We start from the raw sequence: 17029 nt of genomic DNA, 5'->3' as shown, positions 1-17029 counted from the left end.
ATCACCACCCGGATTCCCGGGAGCGGCGATGGGTCGTTCGCGTGCTGCACGTATGTGCCCAGACCCAGGAGCGGCTGCCCGCCACGTCCGTCCCGTACGGACCAGACGGGTTTCCCGGGCTGCGGATGCGACCTCCCCTAACCCTGGTGAAGCCGTATTCGTACAGATAGAGAGGTTGGTTCATGGCGAACCAGTCCCGTCCCAAGGTCAAGAAGTCGCGTGCCCTCGGCATCGCGCTGACCCCGAAGGCCGTCAAGTACTTCGAGGCCCGCCCCTACCCGCCGGGCGAGCACGGCCGTGGCCGCAAGCAGAACTCGGACTACAAGGTCCGTCTGCTCGAGAAGCAGCGTCTGCGCGCCCAGTACGACATCAGCGAGCGCCAGATGGCGCGCGCCTACGACCGCGCCAAGAAGGCCGAGGGCAAGACGGGCGAGGCGCTGGTCGTCGAGCTCGAGCGTCGCCTCGACGCCCTGGTCCTGCGTTCGGGCATCGCCCGCACCATCTACCAGGCCCGCCAGATGGTCGTGCACGGTCACATCCAGGTCAACGGTGGCAAGGTCGACAAGCCGTCGTTCCGTGTCCGTCCGGACGACGTCGTCATGGTCCGCGAGCGCAGCCGCAACAAGCCGCTGTTCGAGATGGCCCGTGAGGGTGGCTTCGCCGCCGACGGCGAGACCCCGCGCTACCTGCAGGTCAACCTGAAGGCCCTGGCCTTCCGCCTCGACCGCGACCCGAACCGCAAGGAAATCCCGGTCATCTGCGACGAGCAGCTGGTCGTCGAGTACTACGCCCGCTGATCCCAGCACGGCAGCAGTACCACCCACGCGGTGTTCAGCCCGCCGCTTCCCCGCCCTTTCCGGTGGGGGAGCCGGCGGGCTTCCGCGTTCCCGGGACCCCGGCCGACCTGCCCGTACGGAACGGACGCGGGGCCGTCGGATCCGACGGACCGTCGAGGGCCGGATCCCGGCGCCGGGCGAGCGCGCGCTCCACAACCGCGTCGAGCGGCAGACGCCGGCCCTCCCGCACCGCGTGATCGAAGGCCTCCGCGCCCAGGGCCTCCGCCGCCAGCTGCTCGCACAGCGCCCTCGGCCCGTCGAAGGCCTGCGAGCCGAACAGCCGGATGCCCACCGTGTCCCAGACCGGCACCACGGCCCCCTGGAGGACCGCCGCCTCCGCGGGATCCCCCTCGCTGACCGTCACGAGCGCCAGCAGCTCGATCGCCAGGACGAGACCGACCAGGTCACGGAAGGTGTGGTTGATCGAGACGCACTCGGTGAGCAGCTCCCGCGCCTCCGCGAAGGCCTCCCGGGTCCACGCCGAGTACGCCAGGACGTAGAGGGCGTAGGCCCGGGTCCAGAGCTCCCCGCGCTCCTCGCAGACCTCCCGGACCTCCCGGCAGATCGCGACCGCCCCCTCCAGATCGCCCCGGAAGGCCCGGGCCATCGCCAGCTCGACCTGGCCCATCAGCACATTGCTGTTCAGCTCGCCGAACTCCCGGTAGGAGGCGAGAGCCCGCTCGATCAGCGCCTCGGCCCGCGGCAGATCGTCCGAGAGCAGCGCGAGACAGCCCATCCGGTGCGTCGCGTACGCCTCCGCCAGCGCGTTCCGCGAGGACCTGGCCCGCTCCCCGCACTCGTGGAGCGCCGCCACCGCCGCCGTGCCGTCGCCCTGCAGGACCGCCACGTACCCGAGCACCCACAGCGCCTTGAGCCGGGCCTCCTCGTGCCCGGACTCCAGCGTGAGCGCCCGCTCCAGCCAGTGCCGGCCCTCCGAGAGACGCCCGCAGCCGACCCAGGCGAACCAGAGCGTGCCCGCCAGGTGCTGGGCGAGGTGGGCGTCCTCCGGGAATTCGAGGCACAGGTCGAGCGCCGCCCGCAGATTGGGCAGCGCCGCGTCCGTACGGGCCGCCACCTGCGGCTGGCGGGAGCTGAACCACTCCAGCTCGCACCAGGTGGCGAGCCCCATGTACCAGTCGCGGTGCCGCCGGCGCATCCGCTCCGTGTCGCCGAGCGCCGCCAGCCACTCCGCCCCGTACGCGGCGACCGTGTCCAGGAGCCGGTAGGCGGGGCCCGCGGACGTGTCCTCCCGCGACACGATCGACTGCGCGAGCAGGCCTCCGAGATGGTCGAGGATCCGCTCCGGCGGCAGCTCGCGGCCCCCGCACACGTACTCCACCGCCTCCAGGTCGAAGGGCCCGGCGAACACCGAGAGCCGCGCCCACAGCAGCCGCTCCTCGGGCGTGCACAGCTCGTGGCTCCAGCCGATCGCGGTGCGCAGCGTCTGATGGCGGGGGAGGGCCCCGCGCTCGCCGTCCGTCAGGAGCCGGAAGCGGTCGTCGAGACGGTGCAGCATCTGCTCGACGGACAGCAGGCGGAGGCGGCTCGCCGCGAGTTCGAGGGCGAGCGGGATGCCGTCGAGCCGCCGGCACAGCTCCCGTACGGCCGCCGCACCGGGATCGGGGGCCAGGACCGTCCCCGTCCCCGGGACGAGCGTCGCGGCCGCGTGCGCCGCCACCACCGGCGCGCCCGCCTCCGCGGCCCGCTCGGTGAGCAGTGCCACCGCGTCCGCCTCGTCCATCGGGGCCAGCGGGAACACCGCCTCGCCCGCCACCCGCAGCGGCCGCCGGCCGACCGCGAGCACGGTGAGGCCGGGCGCGTGGGCGAGGAGCTCCCGCACCAGCGGCGCACAGCTCTCCACCAGGTGCTCGAAGCCGTCCACGACCAGCAGCATCCGCCGCTCCGCGAGGTGTTCGAGCAGGACCTCGCGCGGGGGCTTCGGCGTGTGGTCGGTGAGGCCGAGCGCCTCGACCAGGGCGTACGCGACGAGGTCGGGGTCGCGCAGCGGCGCGAGCTCGGCGAGCCGGACCCCCTCGCCGTAGCGTTTCTGCGCTCCCGCCGCAGCCCGCAGCGCGAGCCGGGTCTTGCCGACCCCGCCCACGCCCACCACCGTGACCAGGCGGGACGTCTCGAGGAGCGCCGTCAGTGCGGCCTCCTCGGCGGCCCGTCCGACGAACCGGTTCAGCTCTGCCGGGAGATTGCTCCGTCGCATGGGACACGGAGCGTACTCACCCGCGCGCGCTCCGTACAATCGGGTTGCCCTATCTCCCGTCCCGCGGGCGGTAATGCGGTACGGCAGGACAGCCCGGGCGCGATAGGGTCGGGGGACGACTTTTCACAGGGCCCAACGACAGCAGAGAGCGGTGCACAGTGACCGGTGGAGAGGTTGCCGGGATCCTGGTGGCCGTGTTCTGGGCGATCCTCGTCTCCTTCCTCGCCGTGGTGCTTGTGAGGCTGGCGCAGACGCTCAGGGCGACCACCAAGCTGGTGGCGGACGTGACCGAGCAGGCCGTTCCCCTGCTGGCCGACGCCTCCGCGACCGTGCGCTCGGCACAGACCCAGCTCGACCGGGTCGATGCCATCGCCTCGGACGTCCAGGAGGTCACCTCCAACGCCTCGGCGCTGTCCACGACCGTCGCCTCCACCTTCGGCGGTCCGCTCGTCAAGGTGGCCGCCTTCGGCTACGGCGTCCGCAAGGCGCTCGGCCGGGGTCGTGAGGCGGAGGACGCGCCGCGCGCGGCCGTCCGCCGTACTGTGATCGTCGGCCGTACCGTGCCGTCCTCGCGACGCCGGAAGCAGAAGGGCTGAGCCGCGATGTTCCGCCGCACGTTCTGGTTCACGGCCGGCGCAGCCGCCGGCGTGTGGGCCACCACCAAGGTCAACCGGAAGCTCAAGCAGCTGACCCCCGAGAGCCTCGCGGCCCAGGCGGCGAACAAGGCGCTCGAGACCGGCCACCGCCTCAAGGACTTCGCCCTCGACGTCCGCGCGGGCATGGTCCAGCGGGAGGCCGAGCTGGGCGAGGCGCTCGGCCTCGACGCCCCCGTGGACCAGGGCCGGGAGCTCCCGGAGCCGCACCGGAGGGCCGCACTCGGCCCGGCCGCGCGCCCGACCACCTATTCGTTTTCCAAGATGCCTTCGAGTTCGTACAACCGGAATGAGGACCACTGATGGAGTCGGCTGAAATTCGCCGCCGCTGGCTGAGCTTCTTCGAGGAGCGCGGGCACACCGTCGTCCCTTCGGCGTCGCTCATCGCGGACGACCCGACTCTGCTGCTCGTCCCGGCCGGCATGGTGCCGTTCAAGCCCTACTTCCTGGGCGAGGTCAAGCCGCCCTTCACGCGCGCCTCCAGCGTGCAGAAGTGCGTGCGCACGCCGGACATCGAGGAGGTCGGCAAGACCACCCGGCACGGCACGTTCTTCCAGATGTGCGGCAACTTCTCCTTCGGCGACTACTTCAAGGAAGGCGCCATCAAGCTCGCCTGGGAGCTGCTGACCACCCCGGTGGAGCACGGCGGCTACGGGCTCGAGCCGGAGAAGCTCTGGATCACCGTCTACCAGGAGGACGACGAGGCCGAGCAGATCTGGCGCGACGTCGTCGGCGTCCCGGCCGAGCGCATCCAGCGCCTCGGCAAGAAGGACAACTACTGGTCGATGGGCGTCCCCGGCCCCTGCGGCCCCTGCTCCGAGATCAACTACGACCGCGGCCCCGACTTCGGCGTCGAGGGCGGCCCGGCCGTCAACGACGAGCGGTACGTGGAGATCTGGAACCTAGTCTTCATGCAGTACGAGCGCGGTGAGGGCTCCGGCAAGGAGGACTTCCCGATCCTCGGCGAGCTGCCGTCGAAGAACATCGACACGGGCCTCGGCCTCGAGCGCCTGGCGATGATCCTCCAGGGCGTCCAGAACATGTACGAGACGGACACCCTCAAGGTCGTCATCGACAAGGCCACCGAGCTGACCGGCGTCGACTACGGCAAGGCCCACGACAGCGACGTCTCGCTGCGCGTGGTCGCCGACCACATGCGCACCTCCGTGATGCTCATCGGCGACGGCGTCACCCCCGGCAACGAGGGCCGCGGCTACGTGCTGCGCCGCATCATGCGCCGCGCCGTCCGCAACATGCGCCTGCTCGGCGCCACCGGCCCGGTCGTCCAGGACCTCGTCGACACCGTGATCAACACGATGGGCGAGCAGTACCCGGAGCTGGTCACCGACCGCAAGCGCATCGAGACCGTCGCCCTCGCCGAAGAGGCCGCCTTCCTCAAGGCCCTCAAGGGCGGCACCAACATCCTCGACACCGCCGTCACCGAGACCAAGGCCGCCGGCGGCACGGTCCTCGCCGGCGAGAAGGCCTTCCTGCTCCACGACACCTGGGGCTTCCCGATCGACCTCACCCTGGAGATGGCCGCCGAGCAGGGCCTCTCCGTGGACGAGGACGGCTTCCGCCGCCTGATGAAGGAGCAGCGGGACCGCGCCAAGGCCGACGCCAAGGCCAAGAAGACCGGCCACGCCGACATGACCGCGTACCGGGAGATCGCCGACAGCAACGGCGCCACCCAGTTCACGGGCTACACCAACACCGAGGGCGAGACCACGGTCGTCGGCCTCCTCGTGAACGGCGTCCCCTCGCCGGCCGCCTCCGAGGGCGACGAGGTCGAGGTCGTCCTCGACCGCACCCCGTTCTACGCCGAGGGCGGCGGCCAGATCGCCGACCAGGGCCGCATCAAGCTGCACAGCGGCGCCGTCATCGAGGTCCGCGACGTCCAGCAGCCGGTCCCGGGCGTCTCGGTCCACAAGGGCTCCGTGCAGGTCGGTGAGGTGACCGTGGGCTCCACCGCCTACGCCACCATCGACGTCAAGCGCCGCCGGGCCATCGCCCGCGCCCACTCCGCCACGCACCTGACGCACCAGGCCCTGCGTGACGCCCTCGGCCCGACGGCCGCCCAGGCGGGTTCCGAGAACCAGCCCGGCCGCTTCCGCTTCGACTTCGGCTCGCCGAACGCCGTCCCCGGCGCGGTCCTCACCGACGTCGAGCAGAAGATCAACGAGGTCCTCTCGCGCGAGCTCGACGTCCACGCCGAGGTCATGCCGATCAACGAGGCCAAGCGCCAGGGCGCCATCGCCGAGTTCGGCGAGAAGTACGGCGAGCAGGTCCGTGTCGTCACCATCGGCGACTTCTCCAAGGAGCTGTGCGGCGGTACGCACGTCGGCAACACCGCCCAGCTGGGTCTGGTGAAGCTGCTCGGCGAGTCGTCCATCGGCTCCGGCGTGCGCCGCATCGAGGCCCTCGTGGGCGTCGACGCGTACAACTTCCTCGCCCGCGAGCACACGGTCGTCGCCCAGCTCCAGGAGCTCGTCAAGGGCCGCCCGGAGGAGCTGCCGGAGAAGATCTCCTCCATGCTCGGCAAGCTGAAGGACGCCGAGAAGGAGATCGAGAAGTTCCGTGCGGAGAAGGTCCTCCAGGCCGCCGCCGGTCTCGTCGACTCCGCCCGTGACATCCGCGGCGTCGCCCTCGTCACCGGGCAGGTCCCGGACGGCACCGGCGCCGACGACCTGCGCAAGCTGGTCCTCGACGTCCGCGGCCGCATTCCCTCGGACCGCCCTGTCGTCGTGGCCCTGTTCACCACGGTCGGCGGCAAGCCGCTGACGGTCATCGCCACCAACGAGGCCGCCCGCGAGCGCGGTCTCAAGGCCGGCGAGCTGGTCCGTACGGCCGCCAAGACCCTCGGCGGCGGTGGCGGCGGCAAGCCGGACGTCGCCCAGGGCGGCGGCCAGAACCCGGAGGCCGTCGGCGAGGCCATCGCCGCGGTCGAGCGCCTCGTGGTGGAGACGGCGTGACGATGCGCCGCGGCCGCCGTCTCGCGGTCGACGTCGGGGACGCCCGGATCGGGGTCGCCTCGTGCGACCCCGACGGGGTCCTCGCGACGCCGGTGGAGACCGTGCCGGGACGTGACGTCCCGGCCGCCCACCGGCGGCTCCGCCAGATCGTCGAGGAGTACGAGCCGATCGAGGTCGTCGTCGGCCTGCCCCGCTCGCTCAGCGGGCGGGAGGGCCCGGCCGCGACCAAGGTCCGCGCCTTCGCCCGGGAGATGGCCAAGGGCATCGCCCCGGTGCCGGTCCGGCTCGTCGACGAGCGGATGACCACCGTCACCGCGACCCAGGGTCTGCGGGCCTCGGGCGTGAAGGCGAAGAAGGGCCGGTCCGTGATCGACCAGGCCGCCGCTGTGATCATCCTTCAGAACGCTCTTGAGTCCGAACGGGTATCAGGTAATCCGCCCGGCGAGGGCGTCGAAGTGGTCATCTGATCGCGATACGGTAACGTTCCGCGCGATGCGGCGGTGTTCGAACAGCTGCCGCACTACGTAGAGGCGGATCGTCCGGAAGCCTCGCGGCTGTTTTGGGGATCGATGACTGAGTATGGCCGGGGCTCTGGCTCCGAACCGTGGCACCCCGGGGACCCGCTCTACGGGGACCAGGGGTGGGAGGGCCAGCAGCAGTACCCGCAGCAGCCGAACCAGTACGGCCACGGTGGCCAGGGCTACGCGGACCCCTATGCCCAGGGCGGTCACGCCGGACAGGGCTACGGGGGCGACCCGTACCAGCAGCAGGCACAGCAGCAGTACCAGCCGCAGCAGCAGTACCAGCAGCCGCAGCCGCAGCCGCAGCAGTACGTCGATCCCCAGTACCAGCAGCAGCACCCGCAGTACCAGCAGCCGCAGCAGTACGAGACGGGCTACCCGGGCGGTTACGAAACGCCCGGGCAGCTCGGACAGCAGTACGACGGCAACTGGGAGACCGGCCAGGCGGCGATGGCGTACGGCGCGCCCCCGGCCGATCCGTACGGCGGCCAGAACCCGGACCTCTACGGCACGCCCGAGGCCTACCCGCCGCCCCAGCCGCCCGGCCGGCGGCGGACTCCGCCGGAGCCGGTCGTCGACTGGGCGCCGGAGGAAGAGGCGCGTCCGGAGCCCGAGGAGGAGAAGCACCCCTTCTTCACCGGTGACTCCCAGGACGACTACGACGACTACGACGACGAGCCGGGGCGTGGCCGCGGCTCCCGTGACGACGACCGCGAGCGTCGGAGCAAAGCGAAGAAACGCAAAGGCAAGAACGGCGTGGCCTGCCTCGTCGTCGCGCTCGTCATGGTCGGCGGCGTCGGCGGCATCGGCTACTTCGGCTACCAGTTCTGGCAGGGCGAGTTCGGTGCGGCCCCCGACTACGTGGGCAGCGGCAGCGGCGAGGTCCAGGTCGAGATCCCGAAGTCCGCGGGCGGCTACGAGATCGGCAACATCCTCAAGAAGGCGGGCGTGGTCAAGAGCGTCGACGCCTTCGTCTCCGCGCAGCAGAAGAATCCCCGGGGTCTGTCGATCCAGGCGGGTGCCTACACGCTGAAGTTGGAGATGTCGGCCGACGCCGCGGTGACGCTGATGCTGAACCCGGCCAGCCAGGCCAACCTGATCATCCCTGAGGGCAAGCGGAACGCCTGGGTCTACGAGAAGCTCGACGAGCGTCTGGACCTCAAGCCGGGCACCACCAAGGAGATCGCGTTCGCGAAGGCGGACTCCCTCGGGCTGCCCGACTGGGCCAAGAACCACGACGAGGTCAAGGACCCGCTGGAAGGATTCCTCTTCCCCGCGAGCTACCCGGTCGCGAAGGGCACCAAGCCCGAGGACGCACTGCGCAAGATGGTGTCCCGCGCGAACCAGGAGTACGCCAAGCTGGACCTGGACGCGAAGGCGAAGGGGCTCGGCCTCAAGGGACCGTGGGAGCTCGTCACGGTCGCGAGCCTCGTGCAGGCGGAGGGCAAGACCCACGACGACTTCCGCAAGATGGCCGAGGTCGTCTACAACCGCCTGAAGCCGGAGAACCTGGAGACCGTCCAGCTCCTGCAGTTCGACTCGACCCTCAACTACCTCAAGGGTCAGAGCAACATCAAGATCTCCGAGCAAGAGGCGAACACCAACACCGACCCGTACAACACGTACAAGCACAAGGGGCTGCCGCCGGGGCCGATCGGCAACCCGGGCAACGAGGCCCTGGCCTCCATGCTCAACCCCACGAACGACGGCTGGCTCTACTTCGTGGCCACGGACGGCATGAACAAGACCGAGTTCGCCAAGACGCACGCAGAGTTCCTCAAGCTGAAGGACAAGTTCAATGCCAGCACGAACCAGTGAGACGGGCCGCCGCGCGGCCGTCCTCGGTTCGCCGATCGCCCACTCGCTCTCCCCGGTCCTGCACCGGGCGGCGTACGCCGAGCTCGGGCTCGACGACTGGGCGTACGACCGCTTCGAGGTCGACGAGGCGGCGCTGCCGGGGTTCGTGGCCGAGCTGGACGAGACCTGGGCCGGGCTCTCGCTGACCATGCCGCTCAAGCGGGCGATCATTCCGCTGCTCGACGAGATCAGCGATACGGCCGCCTCCGTGGAGGCCGTCAACACCGTCGTCTTCCGGGAGGACGGGCGCCGGGTCGGCGACAACACCGACATCCCCGGCATGATCGCCGCCCTGCGCGAGCGGGGCGTCGAGAAGGTGGAGTCGGCGGCCGTCCTCGGCGCCGGCGCCACCGCCTCCTCCGCGCTCGCCGCCCTCGCCCGGATCTGCGCGGGCCCCGTCACCGCGTACGTCCGCAGCGAGGCGCGGGCCGAGGAGATGCGCGGCTGGGGCGAGCGGCTCGGCGTGGACGTCCGTACGGCCGACTGGGAGCGGGCGGCGGAGGCCTTCGACGAGCCGCTGGTCATCGCGACCACCCCGGCCGGCACCACGAACGCCCTGGCGGCCGCCGTCCCGGACAGCGTCGGCACCCTCTTCGACGTCCTGTACGACCCCTGGCCGACCCCGCTCGCGGCCGCCTGGTCCGAGCACGGCGGCAAGGTCGTCGGCGGCCTCGACCTCCTCGTCCACCAGGCCGTCCTTCAGGTGGAGCAGATGACGGGCGTCCCGAAGGCCCCGCTCGCGGCCATGCGGGCGGCGGGGGAGCAGGCGCTGGCGGCTCGGTAGGCTCCACCCGCACCGAGTCGATCACGGGGGAGCGGTTGTGGACACGGGTGGGGAATTCGTACTGGCGTCGCGGTGGAGCGTGACCTGGGACATCGTGCGCGCGGTCGTCTTCGGGTTCCGCGACGAGCTGCCCGAATGGGTGAGGTATTCCCTGCTCGCGCTGGGCTGCACCCTGCTCGTCCACCAGGTCCTCGACTGGCTGCGTGAGCGGTTCGGCGCGCCCCTGGAGGAGAGCGAGGCCCACCACGAGAGCGGCGAGGCCGACCAGGAGAGCGAGGCCGACGTCCGATAGCTGGACCGGAGGGCCGGTTCGTCCCCCGGACGTGGGAGGATCGGGGGTGGCGGGCCAGGGCCGCGCACCCGGCCGCGTCGTTGCAGTGCCCAGGCGCGAGCATGAGGAGCATCGTTGAGCAGGTTGCGTTGGCTGACCGCTGGGGAATCCCACGGACCCGCGCTGGTCGCGACGCTGGAGGGTCTTCCCGCCGGCGTCCCGGTCACCACTGAGCTGGTGGCGGACCACCTCGCGCGGCGACGCCTCGGCTATGGACGTGGCGCCCGCATGAAGTTCGAGCAGGACGAGGTCACCTTCCTCGGCGGCGTCCGGCACGGACTCTCCCTCGGCTCCCCGATCGCCGTCATGGTCGGCAACACCGAGTGGCCCAAGTGGGAGAAGGTCATGTCGGCCGACCCGGTCGACCCCTCGGAGCTCAAGGAGACGGGCCGCAACGCCCCCCTGACCCGGCCCCGGCCCGGCCACGCCGACCTCGCCGGCATGCAGAAGTACGGCTTCGACGAGGCCCGGCCGATCCTGGAGCGCGCCAGCGCCCGGGAGACGGCCGCCCGTGTCGCCCTCGGCGCCGTCGCCCGGTCCTTCCTCAAGGAGGCCGCCGGCATCGAGATCGTCTCGCACGTCGTCGAGCTGGCCGCGGCCAAGGCCCCGTACGGCGTCTACCCGACCCCCGCCGACGTCGAGAAGCTCGACGCCGACCCGGTCCGCTGCCTCGACGCCGACGCGTCGAAGGCGATGGTCGCCGAGATCGACCAGGCCCACAAGGACGGCGACACCCTCGGCGGCGTCGTCGAGGTCCTCGCCTACGGCGTCCCCGTCGGCCTCGGCTCGCACGTCCACTGGGACCGTCGTCTCGACGCCCGGCTCGCCGCCGCCCTCATGGGCATCCAGGCCATCAAGGGCGTCGAGGTCGGCGACGGCTTCGACCTCGCCCGCGTGCCCGGCTCGAAGGCCCACGACGAGATCGTGCGCACCGAGGACGGCATCAAGCGCACCTCCGGCCGCTCCGGCGGCACCGAGGGCGGCCTCACCACCGGCGAGCTGCTGCGCGTCCGCGCCGCGATGAAGCCGATCGCGACCGTCCCGCGCGCCCTGGCCACGATCGACGTCGCCACCGGCGAGGCCGCGGCCGCCCACCACCAGCGCTCCGACGTCTGCGCCGTCCCCGCCGCCGGCATCGTCGCCGAGGCCATGGTCGCGCTCGTCCTCGCGGACGCGGTCGTCGAGAAGTTCGGCGGCGACTCGGTCCCCGAGACCCGTCGCAACGTCCGGTCCTACCTCGACAACCTGAACATCCGGTGACCGCCGGACCCCTGGTCGTCCTCGTCGGGCCGATGGGCTCCGGCAAGTCCACGGTGGGCGCGCTCCTGGCCGAACGGCTCGGCGCGCCCTACCGGGACACCGACGCCGACATCGTCGCCGCCGAAGGACGCGAGATCTCCGACATCTTCGTCGAGGACGGCGAGGAGCACTTCCGCGCCCTGGAGCGGGCCGCGGTCGCCACGGCCGTCGCCGAGCACGAGGGCGTCCTCGCCCTCGGCGGCGGCGCCATCCTGGACGCGGGGACCCGCGCCCTGCTCGCCGGGCTGCCCGTCGCGTACCTCTCGATGGACGTCGAGGAGGCGGTCCGCCGCGTCGGCCTGAACACCGCGCGGCCGCTGCTCGCCGTCAACCCGCGCCGCCAGTGGCGCGAGCTGATGGAGGCGCGCCGCCATCTGTACGAAGAAGTCGCACGCGCCGTCGTCGCCACCGACGACCGCACGCCCGAAGAGGTCGCCCAGGCGGTCCTCGACGCACTGGAGTTGAAGGACGTATGACGGACCAGGACCAGGTGACCCGTATCCAGGTCGGCGGCTCCGCGGGCACCGATCCGTACGAGGTACTGGTCGGGCGGCAGCTCCTCGGCGAGCTGCCCGGCCTGATCGGCACCCAGGCCAAGCGGGTCGCCGTGATCCACCCCGAGGCGCTCGCCGACACCGGCGAGGCGCTCCGCGCCGACCTCGCCGAGCAGGGCTACGAGGCCGTCGCCATCCAGGTGCCGAACGCGGAGGAGGCCAAGACCGCCGAGGTCGCCGCCTACTGCTGGAAGGCGCTCGGCCAGACCGGCTTCACCCGCAGCGACGTCGTCGTCGGCGTCGGCGGCGGCGCCACCACCGACCTGGCCGGCTTCGTCGCCGCGACCTGGCTGCGGGGCGTGCGCTGGATCGCCGTGCCGACCACGGTCCTGGCCATGGTCGACGCGGCCGTCGGCGGCAAGACCGGCATCAACACCGCCGAGGGCAAGAACCTCGTCGGCGCCTTCCACCCGCCCGCCGGGGTCCTGTGCGACCTCGCGGCCCTCGACTCGCTGCCGGTGCACGACTACGTCAGCGGGCTCGCGGAGATCATCAAGGCCGGCTTCATCGTCGACCCGGTGATCCTCGACCTCATCGAGGAGGACCCGCAGGCCGCCCGCACCCCGGCCGGTCCGCACACCGCCGAGCTGCTCGTCCGCTCGATCAAGGTCAAGGCGGAGGTCGTCTCCGGCGACCTCAAGGAGTCCGGCCGCCGGGAGATCCTCAACTACGGCCACACCCTCGCCCACGCCATCGAGAAGAACGAGCGGTACAAGTGGCGCCACGGCGCCGCGGTCTCCGTCGGCATGGTCTTCGCCGCCGAGCTCGGCCGCCTCGCCGGGCGGCTCGACGACGCCACCGCCGACCGGCACCGGGCCATCCTGGAGTCCGTGGGCCTGCCGCTCACCTACCGCGGTGACCAGTGGCCGAAGCTCCTGGAGACCATGCGGGTCGACAAGAAGTCCCGCGGCGACCTGCTGCGCTTCATCGTGCTCGACGGCCTCGCCAAGCCGACGGTCCTGGAGGGCCCGGACCCGGCCGTGCTGATCGCGGCCTACGGCGAGGTGTCCGCGTGAGCGAGACGCGTCCGGTTCTGGTGCTCAACGGCCCCAACCTGGGCCGTCTCGGCTCCCGGGAGCCCGACATCTACGGCGCGACCTCCTACAAGGGGCTCGTCGAGTCCTGCCGGACCCTCGGCGCGGAGCTCGGCTTCGACGTCGAGGTACGGGAGACGAACGACGAGGGCGAGATGATCCGCTGGCTGCACGAGGCCGCGGACCGCTCGATCCCTGTGGTGATCAACCCCGGCGCGTTCACGCACTACTCGTACGGGATGCGGGACGCCGCCGCCCAGCGGACCGCCCCGCTGATCGAGGTGCACATCTCGAACCCGTACGCCCGGGAGGAGTTCCGGCACACCTCGGTCGTCGCGGCCGTGGCGACCGGGACGGTCGCCGGGTTCGGGATCGGCTCCTACCGGCTGGCGCTGCGGGCGCTCGCCGAGGAGCTCGCCGCCTGAGAGGGCTTGCCAGGGCCTGACAGGGCACCAGGGGGCGTCCCCGGTCGTTCCCCCCGTGGGGGCCGGGGGCGGTAACGTTCCGCCGTCCACGGACACAACCGTCCGGGGATCCGACAGGCGTACGAGACGGAGTGGCACCGGATGCAGCACGCAGTGGGGGGTCCGGCGGACGGCGGGGACCTGGGCGGCCGGCCGCCCGTTCCTCCGCCGGTCGCGCCCGGTGCCCCGTACCCGGGGCCCGCGTCCGGACCCCGGCTCGGTGTGCACCCCACGGTCCAGGCCGGGACCCCGCGGCCCTCGCAGCCCTCGCAGCCCGCGCCGGGCTGGGGCCCTCCCGGGGGCATACCGCAGCACCCCGCGGCACCCCACCCGGGCGCCCCGCAGCCTGCGGCCGGTCAGCACCCGGGGGCCCCGCAGCATCCCGGCTCCGGGCCGCATTCCGCCGCCCCACAGCATCCGGGCGCCGGGCCGCACCCCGGGCCCCCGCAGCACCCCGGCTCGGGGCCGCACCCCGCCGCCCCGCAGCATCCCGGCTCCGCGCCCCACCCCGCCGGTCCGCAGCACCCCTCCGTCGCCCCGCCGCGTGCCGACCTCACCGGGCACGTGCCGCTGCCGCCCGTGAGCGCGCCCCTCGCGCCGGCCGTGGAGCACGGCGCCGGGACCGGCGCGGCGACCCTCGCCGTACTCCTCATCGGCCCCGCGGGTGCCGGCAAGACGACCGTCGCCCGGCACTGGGCGCAGCGCCGCCGCGTACCCACCGCGCACATCAGCCTCGACGACGTCCGCGAGTGGGTCTGCTCCGGCTTCGCCGACCCGCAGTCCGGCTGGAACGAGCACTCCGAGGCGCAGTACCGGCTCGCCCGCCGCACCTGCGGCTTCGCCGCGCGGAACTTCCTCGCCAACGGCATCTCGTGCATCCTCGACGACGCCGTCTTCCCGGACCGGCCCGTCGTCGGCCTCGGCGGCTGGAAGCGCCACGTCGGCCCCGGTCTGCTGCCCGTCGTGCTGCTGCCCGGCCTGGAGATCGTCCTGGAGCGCAACGCCGAGCGCAGCGGCAACCGGCGCCTCTCCGACGAGGAGGTCGCCGCCATCCACGGCCGGATGGCCGGCTGGTACGGCTCGGGCCTGCCGATCATCGACAACTCCACGTACGACGTCGAGACCACCGCGCGCGTCCTCGACGACGTCCTCGCCCGCGCGATCGCGAGCCCGCCCACCTGGTGACCGCGCCCGGACGGCCGTTCTGAACAGGACGACCCGGCGCCCGGCTCGTAGGCTCGGAGCATGTCAGAGGTGTATGCGGACCGCCGTGTGCGGCTGCGCGACCGGTGCGCGGCCGCGGGCAGCCCGGCGGCCCTGGTCTCCCGTCCCGCCAACGTCCGCTATCTCGCGGGTGGTTCGCCACCCGGCTCCGTCCTGCTCGTCGGGCCGGAACCGGAGACGGACGTCCTCCTCTGCCCCGTCGCGCCCGGTGGCGAACAGGCCGACGGGCGGCTCGACGAACTGCTCCGGCAGCAGGTCCTGCCCACCGGCGGAGGCGATCCGGCCGTCGCGGCCGTCGACCTCGCCCGCCGGGCCGGCGCCGACGCGCTCGCCGTCGAGGAGCACCACCTGACGGTGGCCCGGCACCGGGCCATGGGCTCCGTCGCCCCCGCACTGCGCCTCGCCGACCTCGCCTGCGCCGTGGAACAGCTCAGGATCGTCAAGGACGAGGACGAGATCGGCTGCCTGCGGATCGCGGCGGAGATCGCCGACCAGGCCCTCGGCGAGCTCCTGGAGTCCATCCTGGTGGGCCGGACCGAGCGTCACCTCGCCCTTGAGCTGGAGCGGCGGCTCGTCGACCACGGCGCCGACGGGGCCGCGTTCCCCACCTCGGTGGGCACCGGCCCGCACTCCGGCCGCCGCGGGCACCGGCCCACCGACCGCAGGGTCGAGGAAGGCGATTTCCTCTCCGTCTGCCTCGGCGCGGACTACCGCGGCTACCGGTGCGAGATCGGCCGCACCTTCGTCATCGGTACGGCCCCCGCCGACTGGCAGATCGAGCTGTACGAGCTCGTCTTCGCCGCTCAGCGGGCGGGCCGCGAGTCCCTCGCGCCCGGCGCCGAGTACCGGGACGTGGACCGGGCGGCCCGCCAGATCCTGGACGCCGCAGGGCACGCGGAGGCCGCCGTGCCCCTCACCGGGCACGGTGTGGGGCTCGAAATCGACGAGGACCCGCAGCTCTCACCCTCGGCCATGGGTAAACTGGACGCTTGTGTGCCGGTCACCGTCGAACCGGGGGTCCACCTCCCGGGCCGGGGCGGGGTCCGGATCGATGACACGCTCGTCGTACGCCAGGAGGCGGACGGCGGACCCGAGCTACTCACCATCACGACCAAGGAGCTGCTCGCGCTGTAGGGCGCGTACGCCTCCCCGGTCACGTCAGTCCAGGAGATTCCGCAACCGTGGCTTCCACGAACGACCTCAAGAACGGCATGGTGCTCAAGCTCGAAGGCGGCCAGCTCTGGTCCGTCGTCGAGTTCCAGCACGTCAAGCCCGGCAAGGGCCCGGCCTTCGTGCGCACCAAGCTCAAGAACGTGCTGTCCGGCAAGGTCGTCGACAAGACCTTCAACGCCGGCGTGAAGGTCGACACGGCCACCATCGACCGCCGCGACATGCAGTTCTCCTACATGGACGGCGACTACTTCGTCTTCATGGACATGGAGACCTACGACCAGCTGCACGTCGACCGCAAGTCGGTGGGCGACGCCGCCAACTTCCTCATCGAGGGCTTCACCGCCTCGGTCGCGCAGCACGAGGGCTCGGTGCTCTACGTCGAGCTCCCGGCCGCCGTCGAGCTGACCATCCAGCACACCGACCCGGGCGTCCAGGGCGACCGCTCCACCGGTGGCACCAAGCCCGCCACGCTGGAGACCGGCCACGAGATCCAGGTCCCGCTCTTCATCACCACCGGTGAGAAGGTCAAGGTCGACACCCGCGACAGCAGCTACCTCGGCCGGGTGAACAGCTAACCGTGGCCGCTCGGAGCAAGGCGCGCAAGCGCGCCTTCCAGATCCTCTTCGAGGCCGACCAGCGCGGCGCCTCCGTCCAGGAGGTCCTCGCGGACCAGGTCCGGCTCGCGCGGTCCGACGACCGTCAGCCGCCGGTCAACGACTTCACCATGCAGCTGATCGAGGGGTACGCGGCCCACGTGGCGCGGATCGACGAGCTCATCGCTACCTACGCGGTGGACTGGGACCTCGACCGGATGCCCGTCGCCGACCGGAACATCGTGCGCCTCGGTGCGTACGAGCTGATCTGGGAGGACGGCACGCCGGACGCGGTCGCGATCGACGAGGCGGTGCAGCTCGCCAAGGAGTTCTCCACCGACGAGTCCCCGGTCTTCGTCAACGGCCTGCTGGGGCGCTTCAAGGACCTGAAGCCGCGCCTGCGCCGGGACGCCGACGTCTAGTCCCGCACGGCACGCGAAGGGGCCCGCAGCACCGAGTGCTGCGGGCCCCCAACCCGTCCCCCCCCCCCCCGGAGAAAAAATCCGCGCCCGATCGGGAGAG

At 72.1% G+C, this 17029-nt stretch carries 17 protein-coding genes; 16 read left to right on the top strand and 1 reads right to left on the bottom strand.

From position 1 onward, the window contains the following. Window positions 1–182: 182 nt before the first annotated feature. Window positions 183–797, top strand: a complete 615-nt coding sequence (gene rpsD / locus ABT041_RS25315; protein WP_041128255.1) for a 30S ribosomal protein S4 — start codon at window positions 183–185, stop codon at window positions 795–797. 34 nt (window positions 798–831) lie between these two features. Here the strand turns inward: rpsD and ABT041_RS25310 are convergent, their stop codons facing one another. Beyond that, entirely contained in the window at window positions 832–3048 is a 2217-nt protein-coding gene (locus ABT041_RS25310; RefSeq protein ID WP_351188101.1) for an ATP-binding protein, read from the bottom strand. Between the two features lie 158 nt (window positions 3049–3206). On the opposite strand from ABT041_RS25310, the gene ABT041_RS25305 reads away from it, so the two are divergent. The 15 genes from ABT041_RS25305 to nusB all read left to right on the top strand — a co-directional run bounded on the left by ABT041_RS25305 (window position 3207) and on the right by nusB (window position 16929). Further along, window positions 3207–3644, top strand: a complete 438-nt coding sequence (locus tag ABT041_RS25305; protein ID WP_351188099.1) for a DUF948 domain-containing protein — start codon at window positions 3207–3209, stop codon at window positions 3642–3644. A 6-nt stretch (window positions 3645–3650) separates the two neighbouring features. Continuing rightward, window positions 3651–4004: a DUF6167 family protein gene (locus tag ABT041_RS25300; RefSeq protein WP_351188097.1), complete on the top strand. Its 354-nt coding sequence runs from the start codon at window positions 3651–3653 to the stop codon at window positions 4002–4004. Then, window positions 4004–6673 (top strand): alanine--tRNA ligase, encoded by a 2670-nt coding sequence (alaS, locus tag ABT041_RS25295; protein WP_351188095.1) that lies wholly within the window; start codon window positions 4004–4006, stop codon window positions 6671–6673. Before ABT041_RS25300 ends, alaS begins: the two co-directional genes overlap by 1 nt. Before the next feature lie 2 nt (window positions 6674–6675). Next, window positions 6676–7140 carry a Holliday junction resolvase RuvX gene (ruvX, locus tag ABT041_RS25290; RefSeq protein WP_030693079.1) on the top strand — a complete coding sequence of 155 codons (465 nt, stop codon included), beginning with the start codon at window positions 6676–6678 and terminating at the stop codon, window positions 7138–7140. Between the two features lie 102 nt (window positions 7141–7242). Beyond that, window positions 7243–9012 (top strand): endolytic transglycosylase MltG, encoded by a 1770-nt coding sequence (gene mltG, locus ABT041_RS25285; RefSeq protein WP_351188093.1) that lies wholly within the window; start codon window positions 7243–7245, stop codon window positions 9010–9012. After that, complete coding sequence (locus tag ABT041_RS25280) at window positions 8993–9835, top strand: shikimate dehydrogenase (RefSeq protein WP_351188091.1); 843 nt, start codon at window positions 8993–8995, stop codon at window positions 9833–9835. Before mltG ends, ABT041_RS25280 begins: the two co-directional genes overlap by 20 nt. Window positions 9836–9914: 79 nt before the next feature. Beyond that, window positions 9915–10127 (top strand): hypothetical protein, encoded by a 213-nt coding sequence (locus tag ABT041_RS25275; protein WP_351188089.1) that lies wholly within the window; start codon window positions 9915–9917, stop codon window positions 10125–10127. 114 nt (window positions 10128–10241) lie between these two features. Beyond that, the gene (aroC, locus tag ABT041_RS25270) at window positions 10242–11426 is read left to right on the top strand and encodes a chorismate synthase (RefSeq protein WP_351188087.1); all 1185 of its coding nucleotides are present in this window, start codon (window positions 10242–10244) and stop codon (window positions 11424–11426) included. Continuing rightward, entirely contained in the window at window positions 11423–11941 is a 519-nt protein-coding gene (locus tag ABT041_RS25265; RefSeq protein ID WP_351188085.1) for a shikimate kinase, read from the top strand. The genes aroC and ABT041_RS25265 overlap by 4 nt, the downstream gene beginning before the upstream one ends. Beyond that, a complete protein-coding gene (gene aroB, locus ABT041_RS25260) occupies window positions 11938–13035 on the top strand; it encodes a 3-dehydroquinate synthase (RefSeq protein ID WP_041128243.1) in 1098 nt (365 codons plus the stop codon). Before ABT041_RS25265 ends, aroB begins: the two co-directional genes overlap by 4 nt. Next, window positions 13032–13478 carry a type II 3-dehydroquinate dehydratase gene (aroQ, locus tag ABT041_RS25255; RefSeq protein ID WP_351188083.1) on the top strand — a complete coding sequence of 149 codons (447 nt, stop codon included), beginning with the start codon at window positions 13032–13034 and terminating at the stop codon, window positions 13476–13478. The genes aroB and aroQ overlap by 4 nt, the downstream gene beginning before the upstream one ends. A 141-nt stretch (window positions 13479–13619) precedes the next feature. Next, complete coding sequence (locus ABT041_RS25250) at window positions 13620–14702, top strand: AAA family ATPase (RefSeq protein ID WP_351188081.1); 1083 nt, start codon at window positions 13620–13622, stop codon at window positions 14700–14702. 60 nt (window positions 14703–14762) lie between these two features. Beyond that, complete coding sequence (locus tag ABT041_RS25245; RefSeq protein WP_351188079.1) at window positions 14763–15875, top strand: aminopeptidase P family protein; 1113 nt, start codon at window positions 14763–14765, stop codon at window positions 15873–15875. Window positions 15876–15922: 47 nt separating this feature from the next. Then, a complete protein-coding gene (gene efp, locus ABT041_RS25240) occupies window positions 15923–16489 on the top strand; it encodes an elongation factor P (protein ID WP_351188077.1) in 567 nt (188 codons plus the stop codon). Window positions 16490–16491: 2 nt separating this feature from the next. Continuing rightward, entirely contained in the window at window positions 16492–16929 is a 438-nt protein-coding gene (gene nusB, locus ABT041_RS25235) for a transcription antitermination factor NusB (protein WP_351188075.1), read from the top strand. Window positions 16930–17029: the final 100 nt, after the last annotated feature.

The sequence above is a fragment of the Streptomyces sp. NPDC002825 genome, assembly GCF_040295385.1.
In the GTDB taxonomy this organism is placed as follows: Bacteria; Actinomycetota; Actinomycetes; order Streptomycetales; family Streptomycetaceae; genus Streptomyces.
This window is presented reverse-complemented; position numbering and strand designations above follow the sequence as displayed.

Excerpts from the sequence above, each read along its gene's own strand:
- rpsD (WP_041128255.1), top strand. The coding sequence starts at position 183 with ATGGCGAACCAGTCCCGTCCCAAGGTCAAGAAGTCGCGTGCCCTCGGC.
- ABT041_RS25310 (WP_351188101.1), bottom strand. The coding sequence starts at position 3,048 with ATGCGACGGAGCAATCTCCCGGCAGAGCTGAACCGGTTCGTCGGACGG.
- ABT041_RS25300 (WP_351188097.1), top strand. The coding sequence starts at position 3,651 with ATGTTCCGCCGCACGTTCTGGTTCACGGCCGGCGCAGCCGCCGGCGTG.
- alaS (WP_351188095.1), top strand. The coding sequence starts at position 4,004 with ATGGAGTCGGCTGAAATTCGCCGCCGCTGGCTGAGCTTCTTCGAGGAG.
- ruvX (WP_030693079.1), top strand. The coding sequence starts at position 6,676 with ATGCGCCGCGGCCGCCGTCTCGCGGTCGACGTCGGGGACGCCCGGATC.
- mltG (WP_351188093.1), top strand. The coding sequence starts at position 7,243 with ATGACTGAGTATGGCCGGGGCTCTGGCTCCGAACCGTGGCACCCCGGG.
- ABT041_RS25280 (WP_351188091.1), top strand. The coding sequence starts at position 8,993 with ATGCCAGCACGAACCAGTGAGACGGGCCGCCGCGCGGCCGTCCTCGGT.
- aroB (WP_041128243.1), top strand. The coding sequence starts at position 11,938 with ATGACGGACCAGGACCAGGTGACCCGTATCCAGGTCGGCGGCTCCGCG.
- ABT041_RS25250 (WP_351188081.1), top strand. The coding sequence starts at position 13,620 with ATGCAGCACGCAGTGGGGGGTCCGGCGGACGGCGGGGACCTGGGCGGC.
- ABT041_RS25245 (WP_351188079.1), top strand. The coding sequence starts at position 14,763 with ATGTCAGAGGTGTATGCGGACCGCCGTGTGCGGCTGCGCGACCGGTGC.